Here is a 25,669-nt window from a genome sequence, read left to right as displayed (position 1 = left end):
GGCCAACGCTACATCCATGTGCCCGGCCGCGCGTATGACCTGGGTATGACATCAAGTCCGGACCTGAGTCAGACGCGCGGACCGGTCTTCGCTGAAATCATGTTTTCCATGATTGAGGTACGAGACCTGACCAAGCGGTATGGTTCCACGCTCGCGGTGGATCACCTGTCGTTCGAGGTCCACCCGGGTGTGGTCACCGGCTTCCTCGGCCCGAACGGGGCAGGCAAGACCACCACCCTGCAGATCATGGTCGGCCTGAACCGTCCGACCTCCGGTGCGGCGTTGATCGGCAATCGCCGGTACGACCAGATCCGTTATCCGCTGCACGAGGTGGGTGCGGTATTCGATGTGGACGCCGCCCATCCCGGCCGCACCGCCTTCGCCCACCTGGCCTGCCTGGCCAAGAGCAACGGCATCGACCGGTCCCGGGTGACCACGGTGCTGGAGCAGGTCGGCCTGGAAGGCGTCGCGCAGAAGCGGGTCGGCGGGTTCTCGCTCGGCATGCGCCAGCGGCTCGGGATCGCCGCCGCCCTGCTCGGCGATCCCGAGGTGATCCTGCTCGACGAACCGGTCAACGGCCTGGACGCGGCCGGTATCCGGTGGATCCGCTCCGCCCTGCGCGGACTGGCCGCGGAGGGCCGGACGGTGCTGATCTCCAGCCACCTGATGAGCGAACTCGCGGTGACCGTGGACCAGGTACTGGTCATCGGCAAGGGCAGGCTGATCGCGGAGATGTCGGTGGCCGAGATGGAAGGCCAGTTCGGATATGACGTGCTCGTTCGCGCTCCCCGTGCCGATGAGCTCGCCCCCATCCTGGTCCACCTCGGCGCGACGGTCACCCGCACCGAGGACGGCGATCTCGTCGTGGTCGGCGTGGACGCGCCCGCCATCGGCGACGCGGCCGCGGCCGCGTCGATCCCCGTCCACGGGCTGACGACGCGCAGCGCCTCGCTCGAGGACGTCTACCTGGAAATGACCGATGAGGCGGTCGAATACCGAGCCGTGCAGAAGGCGGTGCACTGATGAGCACACTGCAAGACGATCGGAAGACCACGAATTTCGACATTCCCGTTTCGGCTCCGCCCCCGCGCGCGAGCGTGTACCGGCTCGCGGTCGGCAGCGAGCTGATGAAGATCCGCGGCCTCCGGTCGACGCACGCGTTCCTGGCCGCCGGTGTCCTGGTGATGGCGGTGGGCGCGCTGATCATCTTCATCCTGGTCCAGTCCTACGACGCGTCCTCACCGGCCAAGAAGGCAGGCTTCGAGGCATCCGATCCGACCGTGGTGAGCATGCCGTTCGTGATGTTCTTCATCGGCGCGATCGGGGCGATGATCATCACCACCGAGTTCACCACCAAATCGATCGGGCCAACGCTGATCGCCGTACCGCAGCGGCGCACCCTGATGGGCGCCAAAGCCACGGTGGCCGCATTGGTGGGCCTGGTGTGCGGACTGGTGTTCTCCGTGCTGTCCTTCGTCGATTCGCGGTTGCTCTTCGGTGACCGTCCGGCGCCGTTCAACCCGTGGCCGCGGTGGGCGGACGGAATCCCGACGGTGTTCGGCGCGGCGTTGATGGTGCTGGTCAGCTGCCTCGTGGCGCTGGGGCTCGGCGCGATGATGCGGTCCACGGCCGCGGCGCTGACCACCCTCGGCGCGCTGGTCCTCGTGGTGCCGATCTTCGCGCACTTCTTGCCGGCTCCCTGGGATCTCCGGCTCGCCTCGATCCTGTTGCCGAACCTGACCTCGCAGCTCGGCGGCGGCAATCATCCCTATGTGTTCTCGCCGGGTGGCGCCTTGGTCGTGGCGGCCAGCTACGTGGTGCTCGCGCTCGGCGGCGGAGCGATCAGCGTCATGCGCCGCGATATCTCCTGATCCCTCAACCCCTCCAGTTCTGCAAGGAAGTAGGCCGTGATGTTGGAAAGCATCAGTTATGTCAACGCGGACAACAATTTCGGCGCGGTTGTCGGCGCCGCCTTCTGGATACTCCTGCTGGCCGTCCACGTGGCCCTGTTCCTGATCGTCCTGCGCGGCATTCTGCGCGCACCGCTTTCCCAGCGGAGCCGCAAGCGCTGGATCTGGCTGGTTCTCCTGGCCCCGGGACTCGGCGTCGTTCTCTGGCTCGTGAAAGGACGGTCGGCCGGCCAGGAAGGGCCGTACCGCGCATAGCGAAACCCGATGGGTCTTCCCGGGCCACCGGTGGTCCCCCAGACACCGGGCCGAGGGAAGCGGAATGGGGCCCGCCGGTCGGCGGGCCCCAGTCTCGCGCCGGGCGTGCTCAGCTCGCGAGTTCGCGGGCGATGCTCATCAGGTAGCGCCCGTATCCGGAACCCGCCATCCTCTCGCCCAGCCGGTGGCAGGACTCGGCGTCGATGAAACCCATCCGCAGCGCCAGTTCTTCCAGACAGGCGATCTGCACCCCTTGCCGTTCCTCCAGCATGCTGACGTACTGTCCGGCCTGCAACAGCGATTCCGGCGTTCCGGTGTCCAGCCAGGCGAAGCCGCGGCCGAGATCGACGAGCTTGGCCCGGTCGCGTTGCAGGTAGATCCGATTGACGTCGGTGATCTCCAGCTCGCCCCGTGCCGAGGGGCGGATGTTCTTGGCTATGTCGACGGCTTCGTTGTCGTAGAGGTAGAGGCCGGTGATCGCCAGATCGGAACGGGGACTGGACGGCTTCTCCTCGATGGCGATCAGCCTGCCGTCCTCGTCGGTGACGCCGACCCCGTATCGCTCGGGATCCGGCACCCGGTAACCGAACAGCGTGCACCCGTCCATCGTGCGCGTCTCGCTTTGCAGCAGCCGGCCGAAGCGAGTGCCGTGGAAGATGTTGTCGCCAAGCACCAGCGCGCAGTGCTCCTGCCCGATGTGGTCGGCGCCGATGATCAGCGCCTCCGCGATTCCCCTCGGGTGGGGCTGTTCGGCGTAGCTGATGTTCAGGCCGAGGTGCGTGCCGTCCCCGAGCAGTGTCCGGAACATCGGGACATCGGCCGGCCGGGTGATCAACAGGATGTCCTGGACACCGGCGACCATCAGCACGGAGATCGGGTAATAGATCATCGGTTTGTTCCCGACCGGGAGGAGCTGCTTCGAGACCGGAAGCGTGATCGGGTGCAGCCGGGTGCCGGTCCCGCCGGCGAGGACGATCCCCTTCACGAACGTGCTCCGGCCGGCTCGGCCGTGGTGCGCCGTACTTCGGCGCCTGCTTTGATGGTCTCGATCATCCTCGCCTGCCGGATCGATCCGTTGCGGTGCTCGAGCAGCGGGGCCCCGCTCGAGACGGCGGTGGCGAACAGCGCGGCGACCTTGCGGAACTGGTCGTCGGCGGGCAACGTGAGTTCGTGGTAGTGGTCCTGCTGGAAAATCCGGACGACCGGCGGCAGCGAGGGCGGTGGGGTGAAGGCGCGGTCCAGCAGCAGCCGGCCCGTGCTCCCGATGAGTTCGTAGCTGCTGCGGTAGGCATGTTCCATGCCGAACTGGAGTTGTGCCGGGATTCCGGTGGGGGTGTGCAGCTGGATGTTGCCGGAGACGATCACGTCGTGCTCCGGATCCTGGCGCAGTACGGCTCCGGTGAGCGCGACATCCCCGGTCAGATAGTGGAGTGCGGCGCGGACCGGATAGACGCCGATATCATCGAGCGCGCCGCCGCCGATCTCGCGCTGATAGCGGATGTCGCCGGACGGCTTGGGCGGGATGGTGAAGGTGGCGGCGAAGCCGCGCAACTCACCGATCCCCCCGTCGGCGAGTAGTCCGGCGACCGCGGCGTGCTGGGAGTGCTGCAGGAACATGAAGTTCTCGAACAGCACGAGCCGCCGTTCTCGCGCCAGCGCGTAGAGCTCCTCGGTCCGCGCGGCGTCCGTCGTGAGGGGTTTTTCGGCGAGCACGTGCTTGCCTGCCCGCAACGCCCGCTCGATCCATTCGGCGTGCAGCACGGCGGGCAACGGGAGGTAGACCGCGTCCACATCGGCACGGTCCAGCAGGCGGTCGTAGCCCTGCACCGGATCGCCGCCGAATCGGCCGGTCAGCGTCCTCGCCTTGGCGAGTTCGCGGCTGGCGACGGCGGTGACCACTGTGGACGGTTCGGCGGCGAGTGCCGGCAACATCTTGCGCCGCGCGATATCGGCGCATCCGATGATCCCGAAGCGCAACGGGGCGTTCATCGAGTCTCCTCTACTGCAGGGTGTGTATGCCCGTCATCAGGCTGCGCAGTTCCACGTTGAGGTAGTTGTAGTGCCGCGCCAGTCGGGAGAGCTGATGCAACGACACCCAGCGAAAGTGTTCGCCGGGTGCGGTGTCGAAATCCGGTTCGGCCTCGACGACCAGATACCGGTTGCGAGCCTGGAAAAACCGGCCGCCCTCCTCGGTGTGCACCACGTCGTAACGGATCCTGGCCGGATCGGCGGTCAGTACATGGTCGAGATACGTGGGCCGGGAGCGCTCCGGCACCTCGCGGTAGTTGCCGGGCTGGCAGTTGACCGTCGGCGCCAACTCGGCGACGGTGACCGCGCCCGCACCCAGCCGGGCCTGGATCAGCGCGTGCAGGACGCCGTTGATCTCCTTGACGATCAGGGCGACCACGCCCTGCTCCACGGGCGCGATCAACGGCTGGCTCCAGGACTGGACCTCGCGGTTTCCCGCCTCCACATGGACGGCGATGACGTCGAAGTACTTTCCGTCCACATGGGTGATCTCGTCCGGGCCCTGGCGCCAGCCGTGCTCTGCCATGTCGTGCAACGGAACCCGGCGCTGGACGAGCTGGCGCCGGGTACGGATATCGGTCAGCCAGCTCAGCAGCTCCTCGGTGGAGGTCTCGGAACGGCGGCGCCCGGACATCGACTCGCGGACCAGGGCGCCGAACGGAGCACACGGCGGACCGGGCCGCGCGGAGGCGACCGGTGGGGGCATGCACGCGAGTACGGTCCGGGTGTCCATGTTGACCAGATGGTCGCGGTGCAGCAGTTTGCGCACCTGCTGGAGGGTCAGCCAGCAGAAATCGTCCCGTTCCTCGACCGGCCCCTCGACCTCCACGATCATGTTCCGGTTTCGTTTGTGCAAGTACCACGCGGCCTGTTCGGACTGCAGCACATCGGCCACGACCCGGCCGCGTTCCGGGCCGAGGAAGTGGTTCAGGTACGGGATGCCGCGGCCGCCGTGCACGCCGGTGAAATTGCTCCGGGTGGCCTGCACGGTCGGGGAGAGCTGGATGCCGTTGACATTGCCCGGCTCCATCTTGGCTTGCATCAACATGTGCGGCACCCCGGCTATTCGTTTCACGAGGATGCCGAGAACGCCCACCTCGGGCTGCACGATGATCGGCTGCCGCCAGTGCCCCGCCCACTCCCGGTCGGTGCGGACATCCAGTCCCTCGATCGAGAAGAACTGGCCGCTGCGGTGCACCAGGTTTCCGGTGCCGGACTCGAACAGCCAGCCGTCCAGTGCCGCGAAGGGAATGCGGGTCACCTGGTGCGGCTGGGCCCGGTGCTGCCCGGCGAGCCAGGCGTCGAACTCGGCCAGTGTCAGATCGCCCGCGGGGTGGTCGGCGAAGTCTTCGAAGGGCAGTTCGTCGTCCAGTTCGCGTACGTCCTGGCCGCCTTCGGGGATCACGACGGTGTCCCCGGGCTGGCGGCCGTCGGCCGGTCACCGCGGAGTCCCGCCTCGCCGTGCATCATGGCGAGGCATTCCTCGTAGGTGACCAGATTGCCGCTGGCGGCGACCTCGGCCAAGGGCGGCGCCACGGCGTCCCGGTCCGACCTTGTCGGTTCCTCGTCGAGATCCCACGGGATGCCGACCTCCGGATCGAACGGGTTGACCGCGATCTGGCTGCCGTGCACGTATTCGGCGTTGCAGACGTAGTTGATGCAGGTGTCGTCGGTCAGCGCGAGGAAACCGTGGCCGAGCCCTTCGGCCAGGTACACCGTGATGCCGGAGGCGGCGTCCTGGTAGGTGACCTCGAACTGCCCGAAGGTCGGTGAGCCGATGCGCAGATCGACGACGGCGTCGAGCACCGCGCCACGCACGCAGGTGACGATCTTGGCTTGACAGTACGGCTTGATGGAGCCGTGGATACCGCGCAGCGTGTTGCGCCGGGACACGGAGAAATTGACCTGCTGGACCTCGAACTTGCGGCCGATCGCCTCGGAAAGGGCGTCGATGCGGAACGCCTCGTGGAAGGTGCCCCGCCGGTCGGGGACGTGGTGCGGGTGGATCCGGAACACGTCCGGCAACGATGTCTCGGTGATATTCATGTCGTTGTCTCCGGATACTCGGATGGTCGGCTACGCGGCAAAGGTCACGGGCCGGTTTGCGGAGTTCGATTCCGTGTTTTTCGAGAATTCTCGCGCGTGTGCAGCGCATTGACGACCAGCGGTGCACTCGATGGCTTTTGGACCTTAACACCCAGTTCAGGATGGATGGCACCTACTTTTAGCACGGTGCGAAAGACCGAACGTGATTCCGTGGCGGAGAACGGTCGCATCGGCGATGTACCTCGATGTTCAACCGGAACCCAAAATTGCTCCCGTTGACCGCCGGAATACGCGTCGTTAAGGTGGCTGTACCGAGTTTATGGGTACGATCAGGTCTGGGGATGAATAGTTTATCTGCGCTGACCCGCCATTTCCCAAGTGCGTCTTTTCGTGCGCCTTCGCTGAGGGATTTGATAGATGAAAATGGAGACAGAAAACGCCGTCGGCGCGGTGCGCCGCTGGGTGGCTGACCGGCCGGCGTCCACCGCGCTCGTCTGGGTGTCGGATCCGGACGCGGGGTGCGACGACAAGCTCAGCTATGCCGAGCTCGATGAGCGGGCCCGGGCCATCGCGGTGCGGCTGCGCGAACGGTATCCCGCCGGTTCCCGGATCCTGTTGCTGTACACGCCGGTTCGGTTCATCGCGGGATTTCTCGGTTGCCTGTACGCCGGAATGATCGCCGTCCCGACACCGTTACCCGGCCGCCAGCGGCACGAGCAGCGGCGGCTTCGGGAGATCGCCGCCGACGCCGGGATCGCCGCGGTACTCACCCAGGCGGCGCACGGTGCCGAGGTCGGGGAGTTCCTGGCGTCGGTGGGACTGGCCGGTCTCGACGTCCTGGCCACCGACGGCGAACCGGACGCGGACCCGGGCGCCTGGACCCCGCCGGACCTGGACCGGTCCAGCCTCGCGCTGTTGCAGTACACATCCGGCTCGACCGGCGCGCCCAAGGGTGTCGTGGTATCGCATGGGAACCTGCTTGCCAACAGCGCCGCCCTGCTCGCCACCCTCGGCGTCGGGCCGGAGATCCGCTTCGGTGGCTGGGCGCCGCAGTTCCACGACATGGGGCTGATGGCGCAGACGCTGCCCGCACTGTTCGGCGGGAGCACCTGCGTGCTGATGGAACCGACCGGTTTCCTCCGGCGGCCGGGGGCCTGGCTGCGCATGATCGATCGGTACGACATCGGCTGGTCGCCCGCGCCGAACTTCGCCTACGACCACTGTGTGAGCCGGATCGGGGATGCGGAGCTCGCGGACCTGGACCTGTCCAGGTGGCGGTACGCCGTGAACGGTTCGGAGCCGGTGCGCGTGGCCACGATGCGGGCGTTCGCGGATCGGTTCGCGCGCACCGGTTTCTCCGCCGATGCGTGCGTCCCTTGCTACGGTCTCGCGGAGGCGACGGTGTTCGTCTCCGGTGCCGCGCCACGGCCGTTGACCACGCTGCGCGCCGATGTTGCACAGCTGGAGCAGGACCGGATCCGGCCCGCGAGCGGTGCGGCGGCGGTCCGCGAGCTGCCCAGTAACGGTGTCGCCGCGGCCTTCGACGTGCGGATCGTCGACCCGCGTACCCGCGCGGTGCTCGCGCCAGGGGAAATCGGTGAGATCTGGCTGCGCGGAGACAGCGTCTGCCAGGGCTACTGGCGCAGGCCGGATGCCACGGCCGAGGTGTTCGGCGCGATGACCGAGGACGGCGACGGCGGGTACGTGCGCACCGGTGACCTCGGCGCCGTGCACGCCGGTGAGATCTACGTGACCGGCCGGCTCAAGGACATCATGATCCTGCGTGGCCGCAACGTGTACCCGCAGGATGTGGAGCACGAACTACGCAGTCGGCACGCCGAGCTGGGCAGTGTCGGCGCGGCGTTCACCCTCACGGCGCCGGACGGCGAGACCGACGACCTGCTTGTCGTGGTGCACGAGGTCACCGACCCGCGCGATCGGCCGGGCCTGGCCGGGCTGGCCGCCCGGATGCGCCGCACGATCTCCGCCGAGTTCGGGGTCGCCGCCGGCGCGGTGCTCCTGGTCCGCCGTGGCGGCGTCCGGCGTACCACCAGCGGCAAGGTCGAACGCTCCGCGATGCGCGAGCTGGTCCGTACCGGCGAGCTGGCCACGGAATACGCCGATGTGGATGAGCGGTGGCACCGGTTCGTCGAGACGCGGGAGCTGGTTCCCGATGGCCGATGACGACCTGCGCGCCTGGATCCTCGGCCGGGTCGCGCTGCTGCTGGACGTCGCACCCTCGCGGATCAGCCCGGAGCGCCCGCTGACCGAGCAGGGCATGGACTCGGTGTCCGCGGTCGCCCTTGTCGGCGAGCTCGAGGCCGAACTGCGCCGCGAACTCGACGCGGATCTGCTCCACGATCACCCCACCGTCGATGACCTGGTCGCTCTCCTCGATCAGGGAGCCGGGTACCGGCACAGTTGAAAGCGCGGATTGAACATGGTTGATGTCGAGCCGGTTACCCAGGGGCTTTCCGCCGCGCAACGTGGCGTGTGGATGGCGCAGCAACTACAGCCCGGGGACCCGCTTTACCAGTGCGCGGTCGCCGTGGACCTGCCCGGCGCGGTCGAGGCCGCGGTGCTCGCCGAAGCCGTGACGCGTGCACTGGACGAGGCTCCCGCGCTGCGGGCCCGGTTCGCGGACGACGGCGCGGAGATCCGCCAGGTCGTGGAGCCGGTACCGGATCGGCCGTTGCTCGTGGTCGATCTGCGGGCATCCGGCGAGCCCGCGGCCGAGGACTGGATGCGGACCGACCTGGCCACGCCCCCGGACCTGGCTGCCGGGCCGCTGCACCGGCACGCGCTGCTGCGCGTGGCGGCGGACCGGGACATCCTCTACTTCCGCTATCACCACATCCTGCTGGACGGATGGGGCCAGACGCTGCATCTGCGGCGCATCGCCGAGATCTACGGCGCGCTGTGCTCCGGAGCGGAACCCCGGCCGGCACGGGCCGGTGACCTGGCGGACCTGCTCGCCACGGAGGAGGCGTACTCCGGTGGTGAACGCTATCGGCGGGACCGTGACTACTGGCTGGCCGAGCTCGGTGACGTCGAAGGGCCGACCCAGCTGACGCCCCTGACGGCTCCTCCGGGGCACAGCGGACCGCGGGCGACCGGGATGCTCGGCGCGGCGCGGGAACGCGCGCTGGCCGAGGCGGGGGAGGCGGCCGGTGTCCAGTGGAGCGCGGTGCTGACCGCCGCGTTCGCCGCGTATGTGCAGCGCCTCACCGCGAGCACGGACGTGGTGCTCGGCCTCCCGGTGACCGGGCGCACCGAAGCCGTGGCCCTGGCCACGCCCGCGATGCTCGCCAACGAGGTGCCGCTGCGTATCGCCGGGTCCCCGGCGACGACATTCCGGGAGCTGGCCAGGCACACCGCCACCAAGCTCCGCATGGCCGTGCGCCACCAGCGGTTCCGGGGTGAGGAGTTGCACGCCGCGCTCGGCCGTTCCGGTGCCGCGGTGATCACCGGTCCGGTGATCAACCTGGCCACGTTCGACCAGCCCCTGCACTTCGGCACCATGTCCGCCCGGCCGCGGCAACTGTCCGCGGGCCGGGTGAAGGACTTCTCGGTGCACGTCCACGGTGCGCCCGGCGGCGCGGGGGTACGCCTGGACGTGGACGGCAATCCGGCGCACTACACACCAGAAGCCGTCCGCCGCCACCGGGACGGTTTCCTTGCCCTGCTGGACGGCCTGCTCGCCGAGCCGGACCGTCCGGTCGGCCACACCGCGGTGGTGCCGCCCGCCGGGCTGGCCGGACTGCTCGGCGCTTCGCATGGCGAGACCGTCGACGTCCCCGCCGCGCTGCTGCCGGACATGCTCGCCGAACAGGCGGCCGCCACCCCGGACGCGCTCGCGGTGCAGGACGGTGATTCCGCGCTGACCTACGCGGAGCTGACGAGCAGGATCCGCAGGCTCGCCCGGCTGCTGATCACCAGGGGCGCGGTCGCCGAGTCGTACATCGCCGTCGTGCTGCCGCCCGGCACGGACGTGGTGGCGGCACTGCTGGCGGTACTGGAATCCGGTGCCGCCTACCTGCCGATCGACCCACGGCTGCCCGCCGGGCGCATCGCCTTCATGCTCCGTGATGCCGATCCCGCGCTCGTCATCACCTCCCCGGAGATGGTGCCGCACCTGCCCGGCGAGGCGAGCACGATCGTCCTCGACGACACGGCCGAATCGGTGCTCGCCGGGTACTCGGCGGAGCCGGTCACCGATGCCGACCGGCCGGTCCCGCGCAGCGCGGCACATCCGGCCTATCTCATCCACACCTCGGGATCCACCGGCCGTCCCAAGGGCGTGGTCGTCGAGCACCGCTCGCTCGCCGGGTACCTGCACCGGGCCCGCCACGCCTATCCCGCCGCAGCGGGACGATCGTTACTGCACTCACCGGTTTCCTTCGACCTCACCGTCACCGCGCTGTTCACCCCGCTGGTGTGCGGCGGCTGCGTACGGCTGGCCGAGCTGACCGAGGAGGGGGTCCGCGCGGCCGGGCCCACCACCTTCGCCAAGTTCACCCCGAGCCATCTGGAACTGCTCGGCGCCCTTTCCGAGCAGGCGTCCCCGACCGAGTGCCTGGTGCTCGGCGGAGAAGCGCTGCACGGGTACGCACTGCGGTCGTGGCGGCAGCGGCATCCGGACGCGGTGGTGGTCAACGCCTTCGGGCCGACGGAGGCCACCGTCAACTGCCTCGATCACCGCATCGAACCCGGTGAGCCGCTGGCCGCCGGACCGGTCCCGATCGGAAGGCCGTTCCCCAACACACGGGCTTATGTGCTGGACAGTGCCCTGCGGCCGCTGCCCGAGGAGGTCACCGGTGAGCTCTACGTCGCCGGGACGGTGCTGGCCCGTGGTTACCACGGTCAACCGGAGTTGACGGCGGAGCGGTTCGTCGCCGATCCGTACGGTCCGTCCGGCTCGCGGATGTACCGCACCGGTGATCTGGCCCGGTGGAGGACCGATGGCCTGTTGGAATACGCGGGCCGGGCGGACGAGCAGGTCGAGATCCGTGGCCACCGGGTGGAGCCCGGGGAGATCGCCGCGGTGCTCACCGACCGCCCCGAGGTCTCCAAGGCGGTCGTCGTGCTGCGCGAGGACCAGCCGGGCGACCAGCGTCTGGTCGGATACGTGACCCCGGCCGAGGGCGGTACGCCCGTGCCTGCCGCGCTGCGCGACGCGGTGGCCGCGGCGCTGCCCGAGTACATGGTCCCGGCCGCCGTGGTGATTCTCGACGCGATCCCGCTGACGGTGCACGGCAAGGTCGACCACCGGCTGCTGCCCGCACCGCGGTACACCGCCGAACGGTCCGGCCAGGGCCCGCACGGTGTCACCGAGGAGCTGCTCTGCGAGCTGTTCGCCGAGGTGCTCGGAATCGAGCAGGTCGGTGTCCAGGACGACTTCTTCCGGCTCGGTGGCCACTCGCTGCTGGCCACCCGGCTCGTCTCCCGGATCCGCGCGACCTTCGCGGTGGATGTCCCGGTGCGGCAGCTCTTCGACACGCCGACCGTCGCCGGGGTGGCCGCCGCGCTGACCGGAACGGCCTCCGCCCGGCCGCGGCTGGCACCGATGCCGCGCCCGGATCCGGTGCCGGCCTCGTTCGCCCAGCACCGGTGGTGGTTGCTCGACCGGATCGACGAGACCAACGCGACCTACAACATTCCGGCGGCTCTGCGGTTGACCGGCGAGCTCGATCACGGGGCCGTGCGGCAGGCACTGCACGACGTACTGCGGCGGCACGAGGCCCTGCGCACCCTGCTGGTCGGCGAGGCCGACGGGCTGCGCCAGGTGATCGTGGCGCCTGGCGAGGCCACCTGCGAGCTCGGCATCCGCGAACTCGCCGGGGAAAGCCTGCAGGACGCGCTCGCGCGGGAGGTCCGCTACCGCTACGACCTCGCGACCGATCTGCCGTTGCGGGCCACCCTGTATCCGCTCGGTGAGCGGGAGCACGTGCTGCTGCTGTTGCTGCACCACGCGGCAGGCGATGGCTGGTCGATGGAGCGGCTGGTCGGTGATCTCGCCTCCGCCTACGCGGCACGGCGGGACGGCCGCGCCCCGGACTGGCGCCCGCTGGAGATCCAGTACGCCGATTTCGCCGTCTGGCAGCGCGCGGCACTCGGTGCCGAGACCGACCCGGGCAGCCCGATGGGAAGCCAGCTCGCGTTCTGGCGGGAGACGTTGCGGGACCTGCCGGAGGAGCTGGCGTTTCTGCCCGCCGACCGGCCCCGGCCCGCGGTCGCCTCCCGGCGTGGCCGGCGCCTGGAGATCGCGCTGCCCGGCGAGCTGCACGCCGAAATCGAGCAGCTCGCCCGCAACAGCGGCACCAGTGTGTTCATGGTCCTGCACGCCGCGCTCGCGACGCTGCTGACCCGGCTCGGCGCGGGTGCGGACATCCCGATCGGCTCTCCGGTCGCCGGGCGAGACGACGCGGTCGAGGAACTGGTCGGCGCGTTCGTCAACACCGTGGTGCTGCGTACCGACACCTCCGGGGACCCGAGCTTCGCGCAGTTGCTGGATCGGGTACGGGAGACCGATCTGCGCGCGTACTCGCACCAGGACATCCCGTTCGAGCGGCTGGTGGATGTGCTCCGGCCGGAGCGCTCCCTTGCCAGGCATCCGTTGTTCCAGGTCATGCTGAGCTACCAGAACACGTTCCGGTACGACGGCTTGCGCGCGGTCGCCGAGCGCACCGGGCTCGGGGTCGAGCTGCTGGACACCGATACCGGCGGCGCCGAGTTCGACCTGTCCATCGATCTCGGGGAGCAGTTCACACCCGATGGTGCACCGGACGGCATCACCGGCGGGGTCCGGTTCGCCGCGGACCTGTTCGACCCGGAAACCGCGCTGTCGCTGATCGACCGGCTGGAGCGCGTGCTGTGGCAGGTGGTCGCCGATCCGGGGGTACGGATCGGTGCGGTCGAGCTCACCGATCGCGCGGAACGCGCCAGGCTGCTGGACGAGTGGAACGCCACCGAATACGCGGCGCCCATGGCGACCTGGCCGGTGCTGTTCGAAGAGCAGGTGCGGCGCACGCCCGAACTGACCGCGGTCGAGTTCGGCGATGTCGCCCTGTCCTACCGGGAGCTGAACCGCGCGGCGAACCGCCTGGCTCGCCGCATCGTGGCCGCCGGTGCCGCCCCGGAGACGGTGGTGGCGATCGCGCTGCCCCGGTCCGTGGAGCTGATCACCGGATTGATCGCGATCCTCAAGACCGGCGCGGCCTATCTGCCCATCGATCCGGACTACCCGCCCGAACGCACCCGGATGGTGCTCGATGACGCCGCCCCGATCGCGGTGCTGACCGACGAGGACACCGGTGCGCGGTTGCCCGAGTACCCGGCCACGGTGCTCCGGACCGGGGACACCGCGGGATTCGCGGACACCGATCTGGACGAGCGGGACCGGCACGGGACCCCGCGTCCCGCGCACCCGGCTTATCTCATCTACACCTCGGGGTCGACCGGGACACCCAAGGGCGTCCTGGTCACCCACGCCGGTCTGCCCAGTCTGGTCGCCACCCAGGTGCCCGCTTTCGGGGTCGGCCCGGGTTCCCGGGTGCTGCAGTTCGCCTCCGCGGGTTTCGATGCCTCGGTCTCGGAGATCTCCATGGCGCTGCTCTCCGGCGCCACGCTGGTGCTGCCTTCGGCCGACGAACGAGCACCCGGCGAGCCGCTTGCCCGGTTCCTGACCGAGCGGGCGGTGACCCACGCGACCTTGCCGCCCACCGCACTGGCCGTGATGCGCCCCGGACAGGTTCCCGCAGGGCTGATGCTCGTGGTGGCCGGTGAGGCAGCCACTCCCGAGCTGATCCGGACATGGTCGGCGGGGCGGGTGATGTACAACGCGTACGGGCCGACCGAGGCCACGGTCGACGTCACGAGCTGGCGTTGCCGGGAAGGCGAACCGCGGACCGTTCCCATCGGGCGGCCGTCCAGGAACACCGGCGTCTACGTGCTCGACGAACGGCTGCGGCCGGTGCCGATCGGTGCCCCCGGTGAGCTGTACGTGGCGGGGATCGGCCTCGCCCGCGGCTACCTGGGGCAGCCCTGCCGGACAGCGGAACGGTTCGTGGCCAACCCGTTCCGGCCCGCCGGTGCCCGGCTTTACCGGACCGGCGATCGGGTGCGCTGGGTGCGCGGCGGCGACCTGGAGTTCCTGGGTCGCGTCGACGACCAGGTCAAGCTGCGTGGCTTCCGGATCGAGCTCGGGGAGATCGAGTCCGTGCTGCGCGGGCACCCGCAGATCCGGCAGGCGGCCGTCATGGTGCGCGAGGACCGTCCCGGCCTCCGGCAACTCGTCGCCTACCTGGTGGCCAGGGACCGGCCGGTCGGCGAGGCGGAACTGCGCGCGTACCTGGGCCGTGTCCTGCCGGAGCACATGCTGCCCGCCGCTTATGTCCGGCTGGCCGAACTGCCGGTGAACTTCAGCGGCAAGGTGGATCGCGCCGCGCTGCCCGCACCCGAGCATCGGGGTGCTCCGGGGCGGGCCGTTTCCGGACCGGAGGAGGAGCTGCTGTGCGGCTTGTTCGCGGAGCTGCTCGGCTTGCCCGAGGTCGGTCCGGAGGACAGCTTCTTCGATCTCGGCGGGCATTCCCTGCTCGGTACCAGCCTGGCCTCCCGGGTGCGTGCGCTGTTCCGGGTGGAGGTGACCATCCGGCAGCTGTTCAAGACGCCGACCCCGGCCGGGCTGGCGCGGGCCCTGGCCGCGAGGTCCGGTGCCGTTCGCCCGAAGCTCGAGCCCGTCGCCCGCCCGGAACGGCTGCCCCTGTCCTTCGCCCAGCGCCGGCTGTGGTTCCTGCACCGGCTCGAGGAGAACAGCAGTACCTACAACATGCCGTTGGCGCTGACCCTGACCGGGGAACTCGACCGGTCGGCGCTGGAGGCGGCCCTGGCCGACGTCGTGCTCCGGCACGAGTCGTTGCGCACGATGATCACCGAGGACGCCGAAGGGCCGTACCAGCTCGTGGCCGGGCCCGGGCAGGTCCGGCCCGAGCTGCCGGTGGAGCGGATCGCGCCGGAGGCGGTGGGGCAACGGCTCGCGGAGGCCGCAGGGCACCGCTTCGACCTGGCCGCCGCGATCCCGGTCGTCGCGCGATTGTTCGAAGTGGCGCCGCGGAGCCATGTCCTGTTGCTCGTGGTGCACCACATCGCCGCGGACGGCTGGTCGGTACCGCTGCTCGCGCAGGATCTGGCCGGTGCGTACGCGGCGCGCCACGAGGGCCGTGCACCGGAATGGCCGCCGCTACCCGTGCAGTACGCCGACTACACGCTCTGGCAGCAGCGCCTGTTCGAGGACGGCTTGCTGACCGGGCAGCTCGACTACTGGCGCGAGCAGCTCGCCGGATTACCCGAACAGATCGAGCTGCCCACCGACCTGCCGCGGCCCCCGGCGCCGACCTATCGGGGCAGGCGCGTCGGATTCCGGGTGCCCGCCGAGGTGCACGCGGAGCTGCGGGCGCTGGCCGCACGGGAACACGTCACGCTGTTCATGGTGGTGCAGGCCGCACTGGCCACCGTGCTGCACCGGCTCGGCGCCGGCCAGGACATTCCGATCGGATCGCCGATCGCCGGACGGCTCGACGAGGCCCTCGAGGACCTGATCGGGTTCTTCGTGAACACGCTCGTGCTGCGCAACGATCTGTCCGGGAACCCATCGTTCGCCGGGCTGCTAGCCCGGGTGCGGGAGGTCGACCTCGCCGCCTACGCGCACCAGGATCTGCCGTTCGAACAACTCGTCGAGGTGCTCAGCCCGGAGCGCTCGGCGGGCAGGCACCCGCTTTTCCAGGTGGCGCTCGCCTTCGACAACTCCGCGCAGGACCAGACGGCCGAGCGCATCGGCGAGCGGATGGGCCTGACCGCGGAACCACGCGAGGTGGGCACCGGTGTGGCCAAGTTCGACCTGTTGTTCGGTGTCGGAGAGCGGTGGGAAGCCGATGGCGGCGCGGCCGGACTGCGCGGTGTCCTGCTCTACAGCACCGACCTCTACCGCCCGGAGACCGCGCAGTTCCTGGTGGACTGCCTCGTCCGGGTGCTCCGGCAGGTCAGTATCGATCCGGGCGGCGCACTCGCCGATATCGACCTCCTCGGCGCGCAGGGGCGCGAGCGGGTGCTGGCGTGGGGGCAGGCCGGGAGCAGCGCACCCGCGAGCACCCTGGTGGAGGCGTTCGCGGCGCAGGTCTCCGTCCGCCCGGACGCGGTCGCGGTCAGTCACGGTGACCACCGGCTGACCTACGCCGAGCTGGACGCCCGCTCGAATCGGCTGGCGCGGCTGCTTGCCGAACGTGGGACCGGCCCGGAGGCGCGGGTGGTGCTGGCCGTGCCACGCTCGGCCGAACTGGTCGTCGCGGTGCTGGCGGTACTGAAATCGGGTGGCGTCTATGTGCCGGTCGATCCCGGCTACCCGGCGGAACGCATCAGGTTCATCGTCGAGGACGCACGGCCGGTGCTGATACTGACCACCGCGGAGATCCGGGCCCGGTTGCCGCTCACCGGTGCGCCGGTCGTCCTGCTCACCGAGGCGGATCAGGACAACCGGGCCGCTGCCGGGGTGCACGTCCCGCTGCGTCCGTGGCACCCGGCCTACGTCATCTACACCTCGGGATCGACCGGTCGGCCGAAGGGCGCCGTGGTGCCGCACGGCAATGTGGACCGGCTGTTCACCGCGACCGAGCGGGATTTCCGGTTCGGGCCCGAGGACGTGTGGACGCTGTTCCATTCGTACGCCTTCGACTTCTCGGTCTGGGAGCTGTGGGGCGCGCTGCGCCACGGTGGCCGGCTGGTGATCGTCTCGCCCACCGACAGCAGGGATCCGGAACGCTTCCACCGCCTGCTCGCCCGCGAACGGGTGACGGTACTGAACCAGACCCCGGCCGCGTTCGCCGAGCTGGACCGGGTCGACGCGCGGCGCTCCGGCGAGGACGAACTGGCCCTTCGCTACGTCGTCTTCGGCGGCGAGGCACTCGATCTGGCGAGCCTGCGCCCGTGGCTGGACCGGCATCCGGACGGGCCGGAACTGGTCAACATGTACGGCATTACCGAGACCACGGTGCACGTGACCCATCTGCGGGTCGGCCGGGAGCTGACCGAGGGCACCCGCGGACTGATCGGGCGGCCGCTCGCCGACCTGAGCGTGCGGCTGCTCGACGACCGGCTGCGCCCGGTGCCGCCGGGTGTGCGGGGCGAGATCTACGTCGGCGGGGCCGGTGTCTGCCGCGGCTACCTCGGCCGCCCGGATCTGTCGGCGGCCCGCTTCGTCGCGGACCCGTACGGCGCCGCGGGAGCACGGCTCTATCGCTCCGGTGATCTCGGCCGGTGGACCCCGGACGGGGAGCTGGAATACGTGGGCCGGGTGGATTCGCAGGTGAAGATTCGTGGCTATCGGGTGGAGCTCAGCGAGATCGAGACGGTGATCGGCGCCCATCCGCAGGTGGCACAGGTGGCGGTGGTGGCACGTCCCGATCCGGTGGGGGAGCAGCGCCTGGTGGCCTACGTGGTCCCGGCCGGTCCCCGTGCGGACCTGGCCGCGCTGCGCGAGCACGCCGCCCGGCACCTGCCCGCGCACCAGGTCCCTGCGGCCTTCGTGGCGCTGGACGGCTTGCCGCGCACCGCACACGGGAAGCTGGACCAGCAGGCGTTACCGGAGCCGGACTACCGCGCCGATGCGCCCGGCAGGCCACCGCGCGGTCCGCGGGAGACCATCCTCTGCGAGGTCTTCGCCGAGGTGCTCGGAGTCGGCACGGTCTACCCGGAGGACGATTTCTTCGCCCTCGGCGGGCATTCCCTGCTGGCGAACCGGCTGGCCAACAGGATCCGGGAGGCGCTGGACGTTCACCTGCCGATCCGGCAGCTCTTCGAGACGCCGACGGTCGCCGGGCTGGTGGCGGCCCTTCGGGAGGACCGCGATGCCCACGAGGCGGTGACCAGGGTGACCGACCGTCCCGCGCGGCTGCCGTTGTCCTATGCGCAGCAGCGGCTCTGGTTCGTCCAGCACCTGCGCGGGCCGAGCGCGGCCGACAACATCCCGGCGGCGCTGCGGCTGACCGGCAGCCTCGACCGGGACGCACTGCGCGCCGCGCTGCACGATGTGGTGCTCCGCCACGAGCCGCTGCGCACGGTCGTCGCCGAGGACGGCTCGGGCCCGCACCAGGTCGTGCTCCCGGCCGAACTGGCCACGCCGCGGCTGGACGAGCGGACGGCAGCCGAGGCGGAGCTGGCGGAGCTGCTCCCGAGCCTGGCCGAGCAGCCGTTCGACCTGCTGCGCGAGCCGCCGTTGCGGGTCACGCTGCTGACCGTCGGCGCCGCGGAATTCGTACTCGTCCTCGTGGTCCACCACATCGCCGCGGACGGCTGGTCGATGCCGGTGCTCGCCGGGGAACTGACGCAGGCGTACGCGGCACGCCTCGACGGCAGGGCGCCGGACTGGCCGGAACTGCCCGTGTCCTATGTGGACTACGCGTTGTGGCAGCGCGACGCCCGCAACGAAGCGGTCCTGGCGCGGCAGACGGCCTTCTGGCAGGAAGCCCTCGCCGAGCTGCCGATCGAGCTGACCCTGCCGGTGGACCGGCCGCGCCAGGAGACCGGACCGGGGTCCGGCGGCGAGGTCGGCTTCGAGGTGACCGCCGCCGTGCACGCGGCGCTGCTCGGACTCGCGCGCGAGTCCCGGGCATCGCTGTTCATGGTGCTGCAGGCAGCGGTGGCCGGGCTGCTGTCCAGGCTGGGGGCCGGTCCGGACATCCCGATCGGATCACCGGTCGCCGGTCGCGGCGATGACGCGCTGAATGGCCTGGTCGGCTTTTTCGTCAACACACTGGTGCTGCGGACCGATGTGTCCGGGGATCCCACGTTCGAGGAGCTGATCGCCCGGGTCCGGGAGTTCGATCTCGCCGCCTTCGGACAGCAGGATGTGCCGTTCGAGCGGCTGGTGGAGGTGCTCAACCCGCCGCGGTCGCTGGCCCGGCACCCGCTGTTCCAGGTCATGCTCAACCTGGACGGCGCCCAGCACCAGAAGGCCCTCGAGGTGCTCGCCGAGCTGCCCGGCCTTGCCGTCCGGCACGAACGCATCGGCGCCCCGGCGGGCAAGTTCGATCTTTCCTTCTCGCTGCTGGAGAACACCGGCGAGGACGGGCGCCCCGCCGGTCTGCTCGGCCGCCTGACGTTCAACCGTGAGCTGTTCGACGAGGCGACGGTCGCCGGACTGGCCGAACGCCTGCTCGGGATGCTCGAGCACCTCGTCGAGCACCCGGACCGGCCACTGAGCGCGGCGCCGTTGCTCTCCGCCCGCGAACGCGCCGCGGTACTGCGCGAATTCAACGCCACGGACCGGCCGGTGCGGGCGCGTACCGTGCCGGAGCTGTTCGCGGAGGTGGTGCGCGCGCATCCGGGGCGGACCGCCGTCGAACACGAGGGCGAACAGGTGACCTACGCGCAACTCGACGCCGGTGCCGACCGCTTCGCGCACTGGCTGATCGAACGCGGTATCGGCCCGGAGGACATCGTCGCGCTGCGGATGCCGCGCGGCATCGAGGCGGTGCTCGCCGTGCTGGGCGTGCACAAGGCCGGTGCGGCATATCTTCCGGTCGATCCGGAACTCCCGGAGGAGCGGATCGCGTTCATGCTCGCCGACGCGCGCCCCGCACTGGTGCTGGATGCGCTGCCCGAGCTGTCCGGGCACCCCGGCACCGACCCGCGCGGGTCCCGGCCCGCGGTCATGCCGGACAACCTCGCCTACCTCATCTACACCTCGGGATCGACCGGGCAACCGAAGGCCGTGGCGTGCACGCACGCCGGGGTGGCCAGCCGTGCCCTGCTGGCCGCCGAGCACGGCGTCACCGAGCACGGGCGGGTGCTGCAGTTCGCCGCGCTGTCCTTCGACGTCTCGGTGCTGGAGATGTGGACCGCGCTGTTGACCGGTGCCGCCCTGGTCCTGGTTCCGGAGCGGTTCCGGACGGCGGACACACCGCTTGCCGAGTTCATCGAGCGGGAGCGGATCAGTTACGCCAAGCTGCCCGTCGCGGTGGTCGCGGCGCTGCCCGCCGAGGCACATCTGCCGGACACCCTCACGACACTCGTCGTCGGCGGCGAGGCACCCGGCGCGGCACTGGTGCGGCGCTGGGCGGCAGGGCGACGGCTGATCAACGCGTACGGGCCGACCGAGTGCACGGTCAACGCCAGCGTCAGTGCGCCACTGGCGGCCGGTGGGCCGGTGCCGATCGGGCGGCCGCTGCCGAACGTCCGCGCCTACGTCCTGGATCGCGCCTTGCGCCCGGTGCCGCCCGGTGTGGTCGGTGAGCTGTATCTGGCCGGAGCGGGACTGGCCCGCGGCTACCTCGCACGGCCCGGGCTGTCCGCGCAACGGTTCGTGGCCGCCCCGTACGAACCGGATGGCGCGCGGATGTACCGCACCGGCGACCTGGCCCGCTGGACGGCCGGTGGCGAGCTGATCTTCGCCGGAAGGGCCGACGATCAGGTGAAGCTGCGCGGTTTCCGGATCGAACCGGCCGCGATCGAGCATGTCCTCGACGCGCATCCGGGGGTCCGGACCAGCGCGGTGCTCGTCCGGGAGGACCGGAACGCGGCCCGGCGGCTGGTGGCCTACGTCGTCCCGGCCACCTCGGCGGGCATCGATCCGGCCGAACTGCGTGCGCATCTGGGCACCCGGCTCCCGGCGCACGAGGTACCGGCCGCGCTGGTGCCGGTGGACGCGCTTCCGTTGACCCGCAACGGCAAACTCGATCGCGCGGCACTGCCCGCACCCGATTACGGGCGCGAGTCCACCAAACGGCAGCCGCGTACCGAGCGGGAGGCGCTGTTCTGCCGGCTTTTCGCCGAGGTCCTGCACCTGCCCGAGGTGGGCGCCGATGATGGCTTCTTCAACCTGGGCGGGGACAGCATCGTCTCCATCGACCTGGTGGGCAGGCTGCGCAGGCTCGGCCTCGAGCTGAGTGTCCGCGACGTCTTCGAACACCAGACCGCGGCGGCGCTGGCCCGGGTGGCCACCGAACGCGCGCCGGATCCCGCCGACGCCGAGCCAGGTGTCGGCGATCTGCCACTGACACCGATCATGCGCCGGTTCGCCGAACGGGCCACCCCGGCGACGCGGTTCACCCAGTCGCAGCTGATCCGGGTCCCGGGCACCGTCGACGAGCAGCGGCTCGCCGCCGCGCTGGCCGCCCTTGTCGCCCACCACGACGCGCTGCGCCTGCGACTCGTGGAACACGGCGGTGCCTGGTCGCTCACCGTTCCCGAACCGGGGCCGGTCAACGGAGTGCTGCACCGGGTGGATGCCGGTGCCCTGGACGAGGAGGCGTACCCGGCGGTCGTCCGCGCCGAGGGGGACGCGGCCCGGGACAGGATCGACGCCCGTGCGGGCCGGATGCTGCAGGCGGTGTGGTTCGACCGCGGCCGGGACCGTCCCGGGCGGCTGCTCCTCGTGGTCCACCACCTCGCGATCGACGGGGTGTCCTGGCGGATCCTGCTGCCGGATCTGCTCGCCGCATGGCAGGCGGTCGCCGATGACCGCGAGGTCTGCCTGGAACCGGTCCGGACCTCGCTGCGCCGGTGGGCCCGAGCCCTGGCCGAGGAGGCGGTCCGCCCGGTCCGGGAGGCCGAGCTCGAGTGGTGGCAGCGGATGCTGACCGCGCCCGCAGCGGCGCCCGGCGGCCGGGAACTGTCCGCCGGGGACACGTATGGGACAGCGGGCAAACTGAGCCGCGGCCTGCCGGTCGCGACCACCGAATCGGTGCTGACCCGGGTGCCCGCCGCCTATCGGGCGAGCGTGCCGGATGTGCTGCTCGCCGCCCTCGCACTCGCCTTCGACGGCAGGGCCGTGCTGGTCGACGTCGAGGGGCACGGGCGCGATGACCGGTTCGCCGGCGGCGCCGATCTGTCCCGCACGATCGGCTGGTTCACCAGCATCCACCCGCTGCGCCTGGACATCGGGGCGGACGACCCGGCCGAAGCATGGTCCGGCGGCGCGGCGACCGGGCGGCTGGTCAAACACGTCAAGGAACTGGTCCGGGCGGTGCCCGAGGGAGGCCTCGGCTATGGGCTGCTGCGCTATCTGAACTCGCGGACCGCCCCGGAACTCGCCGCGCTGCCGCGCCCCGGGATCGGCTTCAACTACCTGGGCCGGTTCGCCGTGCCGGAGGGCACCGACTGGGCGATGGAAACCGGTGTCGACACCGGATCGGACCAGGACCCGGCGTTGCCCTTGCCGCATGTTCTGGCGGTCAACGCGGCGGTACTGGACACCGCGGCCGGTCCGGAACTCACCGCCGTGTGGACCTGGGCTCCGGGCCTGATCGCCGAGACAGCGGTCCAGGGCATCGCCGGGGACTTCTTCCGGGCACTGGAGACGCTGGCGGCCCACGCGGAACGGCCGGAATCCGGCGGGCTCACCCCGTCCGATCTCGAACTGTCCACGCTCAGCCAGACCGAGATCGACGAATTCGAGAGTGAGCTGCGGGCGGAGCCACTGACATGAGCCGGAAAACGCGCGCGATCGACGGCCGGCTTTCCGAGGCCCACCAGGAACCGGAGGGGAACTTGCGGATCTCGAACGAGGAAACGACCCGGGACCGGCAACCGGCCGTGGACTGGCTGGGCCGGACGGACGACCGGGAACCGGAGCGGCTGCCACTGTCGCTGGCGCAGCGCCGATTGTGGTTCCTGCACAAGCTGGAGGGGCCGAACGCCACCTACAACATGCCCACCGCGCTCCGGCTCACCGGCACACTCGACGAGACCGCACTGCGGGCGGCGCTGGACGACGTCGTCGGCAGGCACGAGGTGCTGCGCACCGTGTTCGGTGAGGAGGCCGACGGGCCGTACCAGGTGGTGCACGAGGACCTGCCGCAGCGGCAGGAGACCGTGGATGTCACCGAGGACGAGCTGTTGCCCGCGCTGTCCGCCGCGGCCCGGCACCGGTTCGACCTGACCGCCGAGGCGCCGTTGCGAGTGTGGCTGTTCCGGCTCGCGCCCGGGGATCACGTGCTGCTGCTGGTGTTGCACCACATCATCGCGGACGGGTGGTCCCTGGAGATCCTGGCGCGGGAACTGGGCCAGGCGTATGCCGCGCGGCTGGCCGGTGGCGCGCCGAACTGGCCCGAGTTGCCGATGCGCTACGCCGATCACGCCCTCCGGCAGGAACGCGGGCTCGGCTCCGCCGAGGATCCGGAATCCATGCTGAGCCGGCAGCTGGACTTCTGGACCCGCACCCTGTCCGGGCTCCCCGGGGAACTCGACCTGCCCGCCGACCGGCCACGCCCGGGTGTCGCCTCGTACCGCGGCGACCGCATCGAGTTCGAGATCCCGGCCGCCGTGCACGGCGCGGCCCGGGCCTTGGCGCGGAGCCAGTCGGTCAGCGTGTTCATGGTCATGCACGCCGCGCTGGCAACCCTGCTGACCCGGCTGACCGGCGGTACCGACATCCCGATCGGCACTCCCGTAGCCGGCCGGGAGGACGAGGCCGCCGAACGGCTCATCGGCCTGTTCATCAACACGCTGGTGCTGCGCGTCGACACCGGCGGTGATCCGAGCTTCGCCGAGCTGCTCCGCCGGGTGCGCCAGACCGACCTGTCCGCGTACGCCCACCAGGATGTTCCGTTCGAGCGAGTGGTCGAGGCGGTCAGCCCGGTCCGATCGCTGGCCCGGCACCCACTGTTCCAGGTGCTGCTCGCCTCCTCGGCAGGAAATCCGGGCACCGGTGGCCGCACCCTGGCCGGGCTCACCGCCAGCCCGTATCGGCTGGGCACCGGTACCTCCCGGTTCGATCTGTACTTCTCGCTTGTCGAGCACCACGATGAGCGCGGGGCCGCTGCCGGAGTGCGGGGCGGGCTGGAGTTCAGCACCGACCTTTTCGACCGGGCCACCGCCGAGGCACTGGTCGCGCGCTTCGTCCGGGTCCTGAGCGCCGCGGTCGACGCGCCCGGACGGTCCATTCGCGAACTGCCCGTGCTCTCCGCCGAGGAGCGCGAAGTACTCCTGGACACCTGGAATGCGACCACCGCCCCGGTGCCCGCCGAGCCGCTGACGCAAACCGTGCGGCGCCAGGCAGGGCAGCGCCCGGACACCGTCGCGGTGCGCTTCGGTGAGCGTGCGCTGACCTACGCCGAACTCGACGCCGCGGCCAATCGACTGGCGCACCACCTGCTGGCCCATGGCGCCGGGCCGGGCCGCCTGGTCGCCGTCCTGCTGCCCCGCACCGAGCAGCTCGTGGTCGCCCTGCTGGCCGTGCTCAAGACCGGCGGCGCCTATCTGCCGATCGATCCGGACTATCCGGCCGACCGGATCGGCTTCATGCTCGCCGATGCCGCTCCGGTCCTCCTGCTCGCCACCACCCCGGCACCGGCGGGCACCGAGGTGCCGTGTGTCGTGCTCGGCGACCCGGACACCGACGCCGAGGTGGCCGCGCGGCAGCCGAGGGACCCCGAGCACCGTGCGCCGTCCGGGGACCAACCGGCCTACGTGCTCTACACCTCGGGCTCGACCGGCCGCCCGAAAGGCGTCGTGGTCACCCGGGCCGCGCTGGCGAACTTCCTGCACGCCATGGTGCCCGCGGTGCGGCTGGCCGCGACGGATCGGCTGCTCGCCACCACGACGGTCGGTTTCGACATCGCCGGCCTGGAGATCTTCGGCCCGCTGCTGACCGGCGGCACCGTGGTGCTGGCCTCCCGTGAGCTGGTCCGGGATCCGGAAGCGCTGGTCGCCGCCCTGCACGGGGAACGAGTCACGGTCATGCAGGCCACCCCGAGTCTGTGGAGTGCCGTGCTGGATGCCGCGGGCGAGAACGAGCTGCGCGATATCCGGGCCCTGGTCGGCGGTGAGGCACTGCCCACCGAACTGGCGCGCTCGCTGCGGCGGCGGACCCGGTCGGCGGTCAACCTCTACGGCCCGACCGAGACGACGGTGTGGTCGACGATCGCGCCGCTGCCCGAGGAACCCGGTCCGGCCTCGGTGATCGGCGCCCCGATCGCCAACACCCAGGTGTACGTCCTCGATCGCGCGCTGTCCGCGGTCCCAGTCCTGACCCCCGGTGAGCTGTACATCGCCGGGGACGGTCTGGCGCAGGGGTACCTGGGGCGCCCCGGGCTCTCCGCCGAGCGCTTCGTGGCCTGCCCCTCCGGCCGCGCGGGAGGGCGGATGTACCGCACCGGTGACCGGGTCCGGTGGAACCGGGACGGGGAGCTGGAGTTCCTCGGGAGGGTGGACGATCAGGTCAAGCTGCGGGGTTTCCGGATCGAGCTTGGCGAGATCGAGTGCGCCCTGACCCGTTCGGCCGGGGTCGCCCGGGCCGCGGCCGTCGTCCGGGAGGACCGGCCGGGGGATCGGCGCCTCGTCGGGTATGCGGTACCCGTGAGCGGGGCCGCGCCGACGGCCGAGGAGCTGCGCGCCGAGCTCGGGCGAACACTGCCCGGCTATCTGGTGCCCTCGGCGAT

At 70.8% G+C, this 25,669-nt stretch carries 11 protein-coding genes; 7 read left to right on the top strand and 4 right to left on the bottom strand.

The features are described from left to right. Positions 1-108: 108 nt before the first annotated feature. Genes AD72_RS30765 through AD72_RS30755 form a run of 3 tightly spaced genes read left to right on the top strand, consistent with a single transcriptional unit; the run spans position 109 to position 2,165 of the window. Positions 109-1,023, top strand: coding sequence for an ABC transporter ATP-binding protein (locus tag AD72_RS30765; RefSeq protein WP_031470146.1), 915 nt, complete (start codon positions 109-111; stop codon positions 1,021-1,023). After that, positions 1,023-1,871, top strand: a complete 849-nt coding sequence (locus AD72_RS30760) for an ABC transporter permease (protein WP_051899192.1) — start codon at positions 1,023-1,025, stop codon at positions 1,869-1,871. Before AD72_RS30765 ends, AD72_RS30760 begins: the two co-directional genes overlap by 1 nt. 39 nt (positions 1,872-1,910) lie before the next feature. Continuing rightward, positions 1,911-2,165: a hypothetical protein gene (locus AD72_RS30755; RefSeq protein WP_051899191.1), complete on the top strand. Its 255-nt coding sequence runs from the start codon at positions 1,911-1,913 to the stop codon at positions 2,163-2,165. 109 nt (positions 2,166-2,274) lie between these two features. On the opposite strand, the gene rfbA is transcribed toward AD72_RS30755, so the two are convergent. Genes rfbA through AD72_RS30735 form a run of 4 tightly spaced genes read right to left on the bottom strand, consistent with a single transcriptional unit; the run spans position 2,275 to position 6,239 of the window. Further along, entirely contained in the window at positions 2,275-3,150 is an 876-nt protein-coding gene (gene rfbA, locus AD72_RS30750) for a glucose-1-phosphate thymidylyltransferase RfbA (RefSeq protein WP_031470143.1), read from the bottom strand. Further along, positions 3,147-4,154 (bottom strand): Gfo/Idh/MocA family protein, encoded by a 1,008-nt coding sequence (locus AD72_RS30745; protein ID WP_031470142.1) that lies wholly within the window; start codon positions 4,152-4,154, stop codon positions 3,147-3,149. The genes rfbA and AD72_RS30745 overlap by 4 nt, the downstream gene beginning before the upstream one ends. A gap of 10 nt (positions 4,155-4,164) precedes the next feature. Beyond that, positions 4,165-5,598, bottom strand: a complete 1,434-nt coding sequence (locus AD72_RS30740; RefSeq protein WP_197285126.1) for an NDP-hexose 2,3-dehydratase family protein — start codon at positions 5,596-5,598, stop codon at positions 4,165-4,167. Further along, entirely contained in the window at positions 5,595-6,239 is a 645-nt protein-coding gene (locus AD72_RS30735) for a dTDP-4-dehydrorhamnose 3,5-epimerase family protein (RefSeq protein ID WP_037347903.1), read from the bottom strand. The genes AD72_RS30740 and AD72_RS30735 overlap by 4 nt, the downstream gene beginning before the upstream one ends. Positions 6,240-6,656: 417 nt before the next feature. Here AD72_RS30735 and AD72_RS30730 point away from each other — a divergent pair, with 417 nt between their 5' ends. The 4 genes from AD72_RS30730 to AD72_RS30715 all read left to right on the top strand — a co-directional run. Next, positions 6,657-8,423: a fatty acyl-AMP ligase gene (locus tag AD72_RS30730; RefSeq protein WP_051899190.1), complete on the top strand. Its 1,767-nt coding sequence runs from the start codon at positions 6,657-6,659 to the stop codon at positions 8,421-8,423. Continuing rightward, on the top strand, positions 8,413-8,664 hold the full coding sequence (locus AD72_RS30725) for an acyl carrier protein (protein ID WP_031470138.1): 252 nt from the start codon (positions 8,413-8,415) through the stop codon (positions 8,662-8,664). Before AD72_RS30730 ends, AD72_RS30725 begins: the two co-directional genes overlap by 11 nt. A 15-nt stretch (positions 8,665-8,679) precedes the next feature. Then, positions 8,680-22,716: a non-ribosomal peptide synthetase gene (locus AD72_RS30720; protein WP_031470137.1), complete on the top strand. Its 14,037-nt coding sequence runs from the start codon at positions 8,680-8,682 to the stop codon at positions 22,714-22,716. Next, the coding region (locus AD72_RS30715; RefSeq protein WP_031470136.1) for a non-ribosomal peptide synthetase at positions 22,713-25,669 on the top strand (2,957 nt) is incomplete at its 3' end. The genes AD72_RS30720 and AD72_RS30715, both read left to right, overlap by 4 nt.

Source organism: Sciscionella sediminilitoris, from assembly GCF_000737195.2.
GTDB lineage: Bacteria > Actinomycetota > Actinomycetes > Mycobacteriales > Pseudonocardiaceae > Sciscionella > Sciscionella sediminilitoris.
Note: the sequence above shows the minus strand (reverse complement) of the source record. Positions and strands in the feature narration are given on the sequence as shown.

Excerpts from the sequence above, each read along its gene's own strand:
- AD72_RS30735 (WP_037347903.1), bottom strand. The coding sequence starts at position 6,239 with ATGAATATCACCGAGACATCGTTGCCGGACGTGTTCCGGATCCACCCG.
- AD72_RS30725 (WP_031470138.1), top strand. The coding sequence starts at position 8,413 with ATGGCCGATGACGACCTGCGCGCCTGGATCCTCGGCCGGGTCGCGCTG.
- AD72_RS30765 (WP_031470146.1), top strand. The coding sequence starts at position 109 with ATGATTGAGGTACGAGACCTGACCAAGCGGTATGGTTCCACGCTCGCG.
- AD72_RS30755 (WP_051899191.1), top strand. The coding sequence starts at position 1,911 with ATGTTGGAAAGCATCAGTTATGTCAACGCGGACAACAATTTCGGCGCG.
- AD72_RS30760 (WP_051899192.1), top strand. The coding sequence starts at position 1,023 with ATGAGCACACTGCAAGACGATCGGAAGACCACGAATTTCGACATTCCC.
- AD72_RS30745 (WP_031470142.1), bottom strand. The coding sequence starts at position 4,154 with ATGAACGCCCCGTTGCGCTTCGGGATCATCGGATGCGCCGATATCGCG.
- AD72_RS30730 (WP_051899190.1), top strand. The coding sequence starts at position 6,657 with ATGAAAATGGAGACAGAAAACGCCGTCGGCGCGGTGCGCCGCTGGGTG.
- AD72_RS30720 (WP_031470137.1), top strand. The coding sequence starts at position 8,680 with ATGGTTGATGTCGAGCCGGTTACCCAGGGGCTTTCCGCCGCGCAACGT.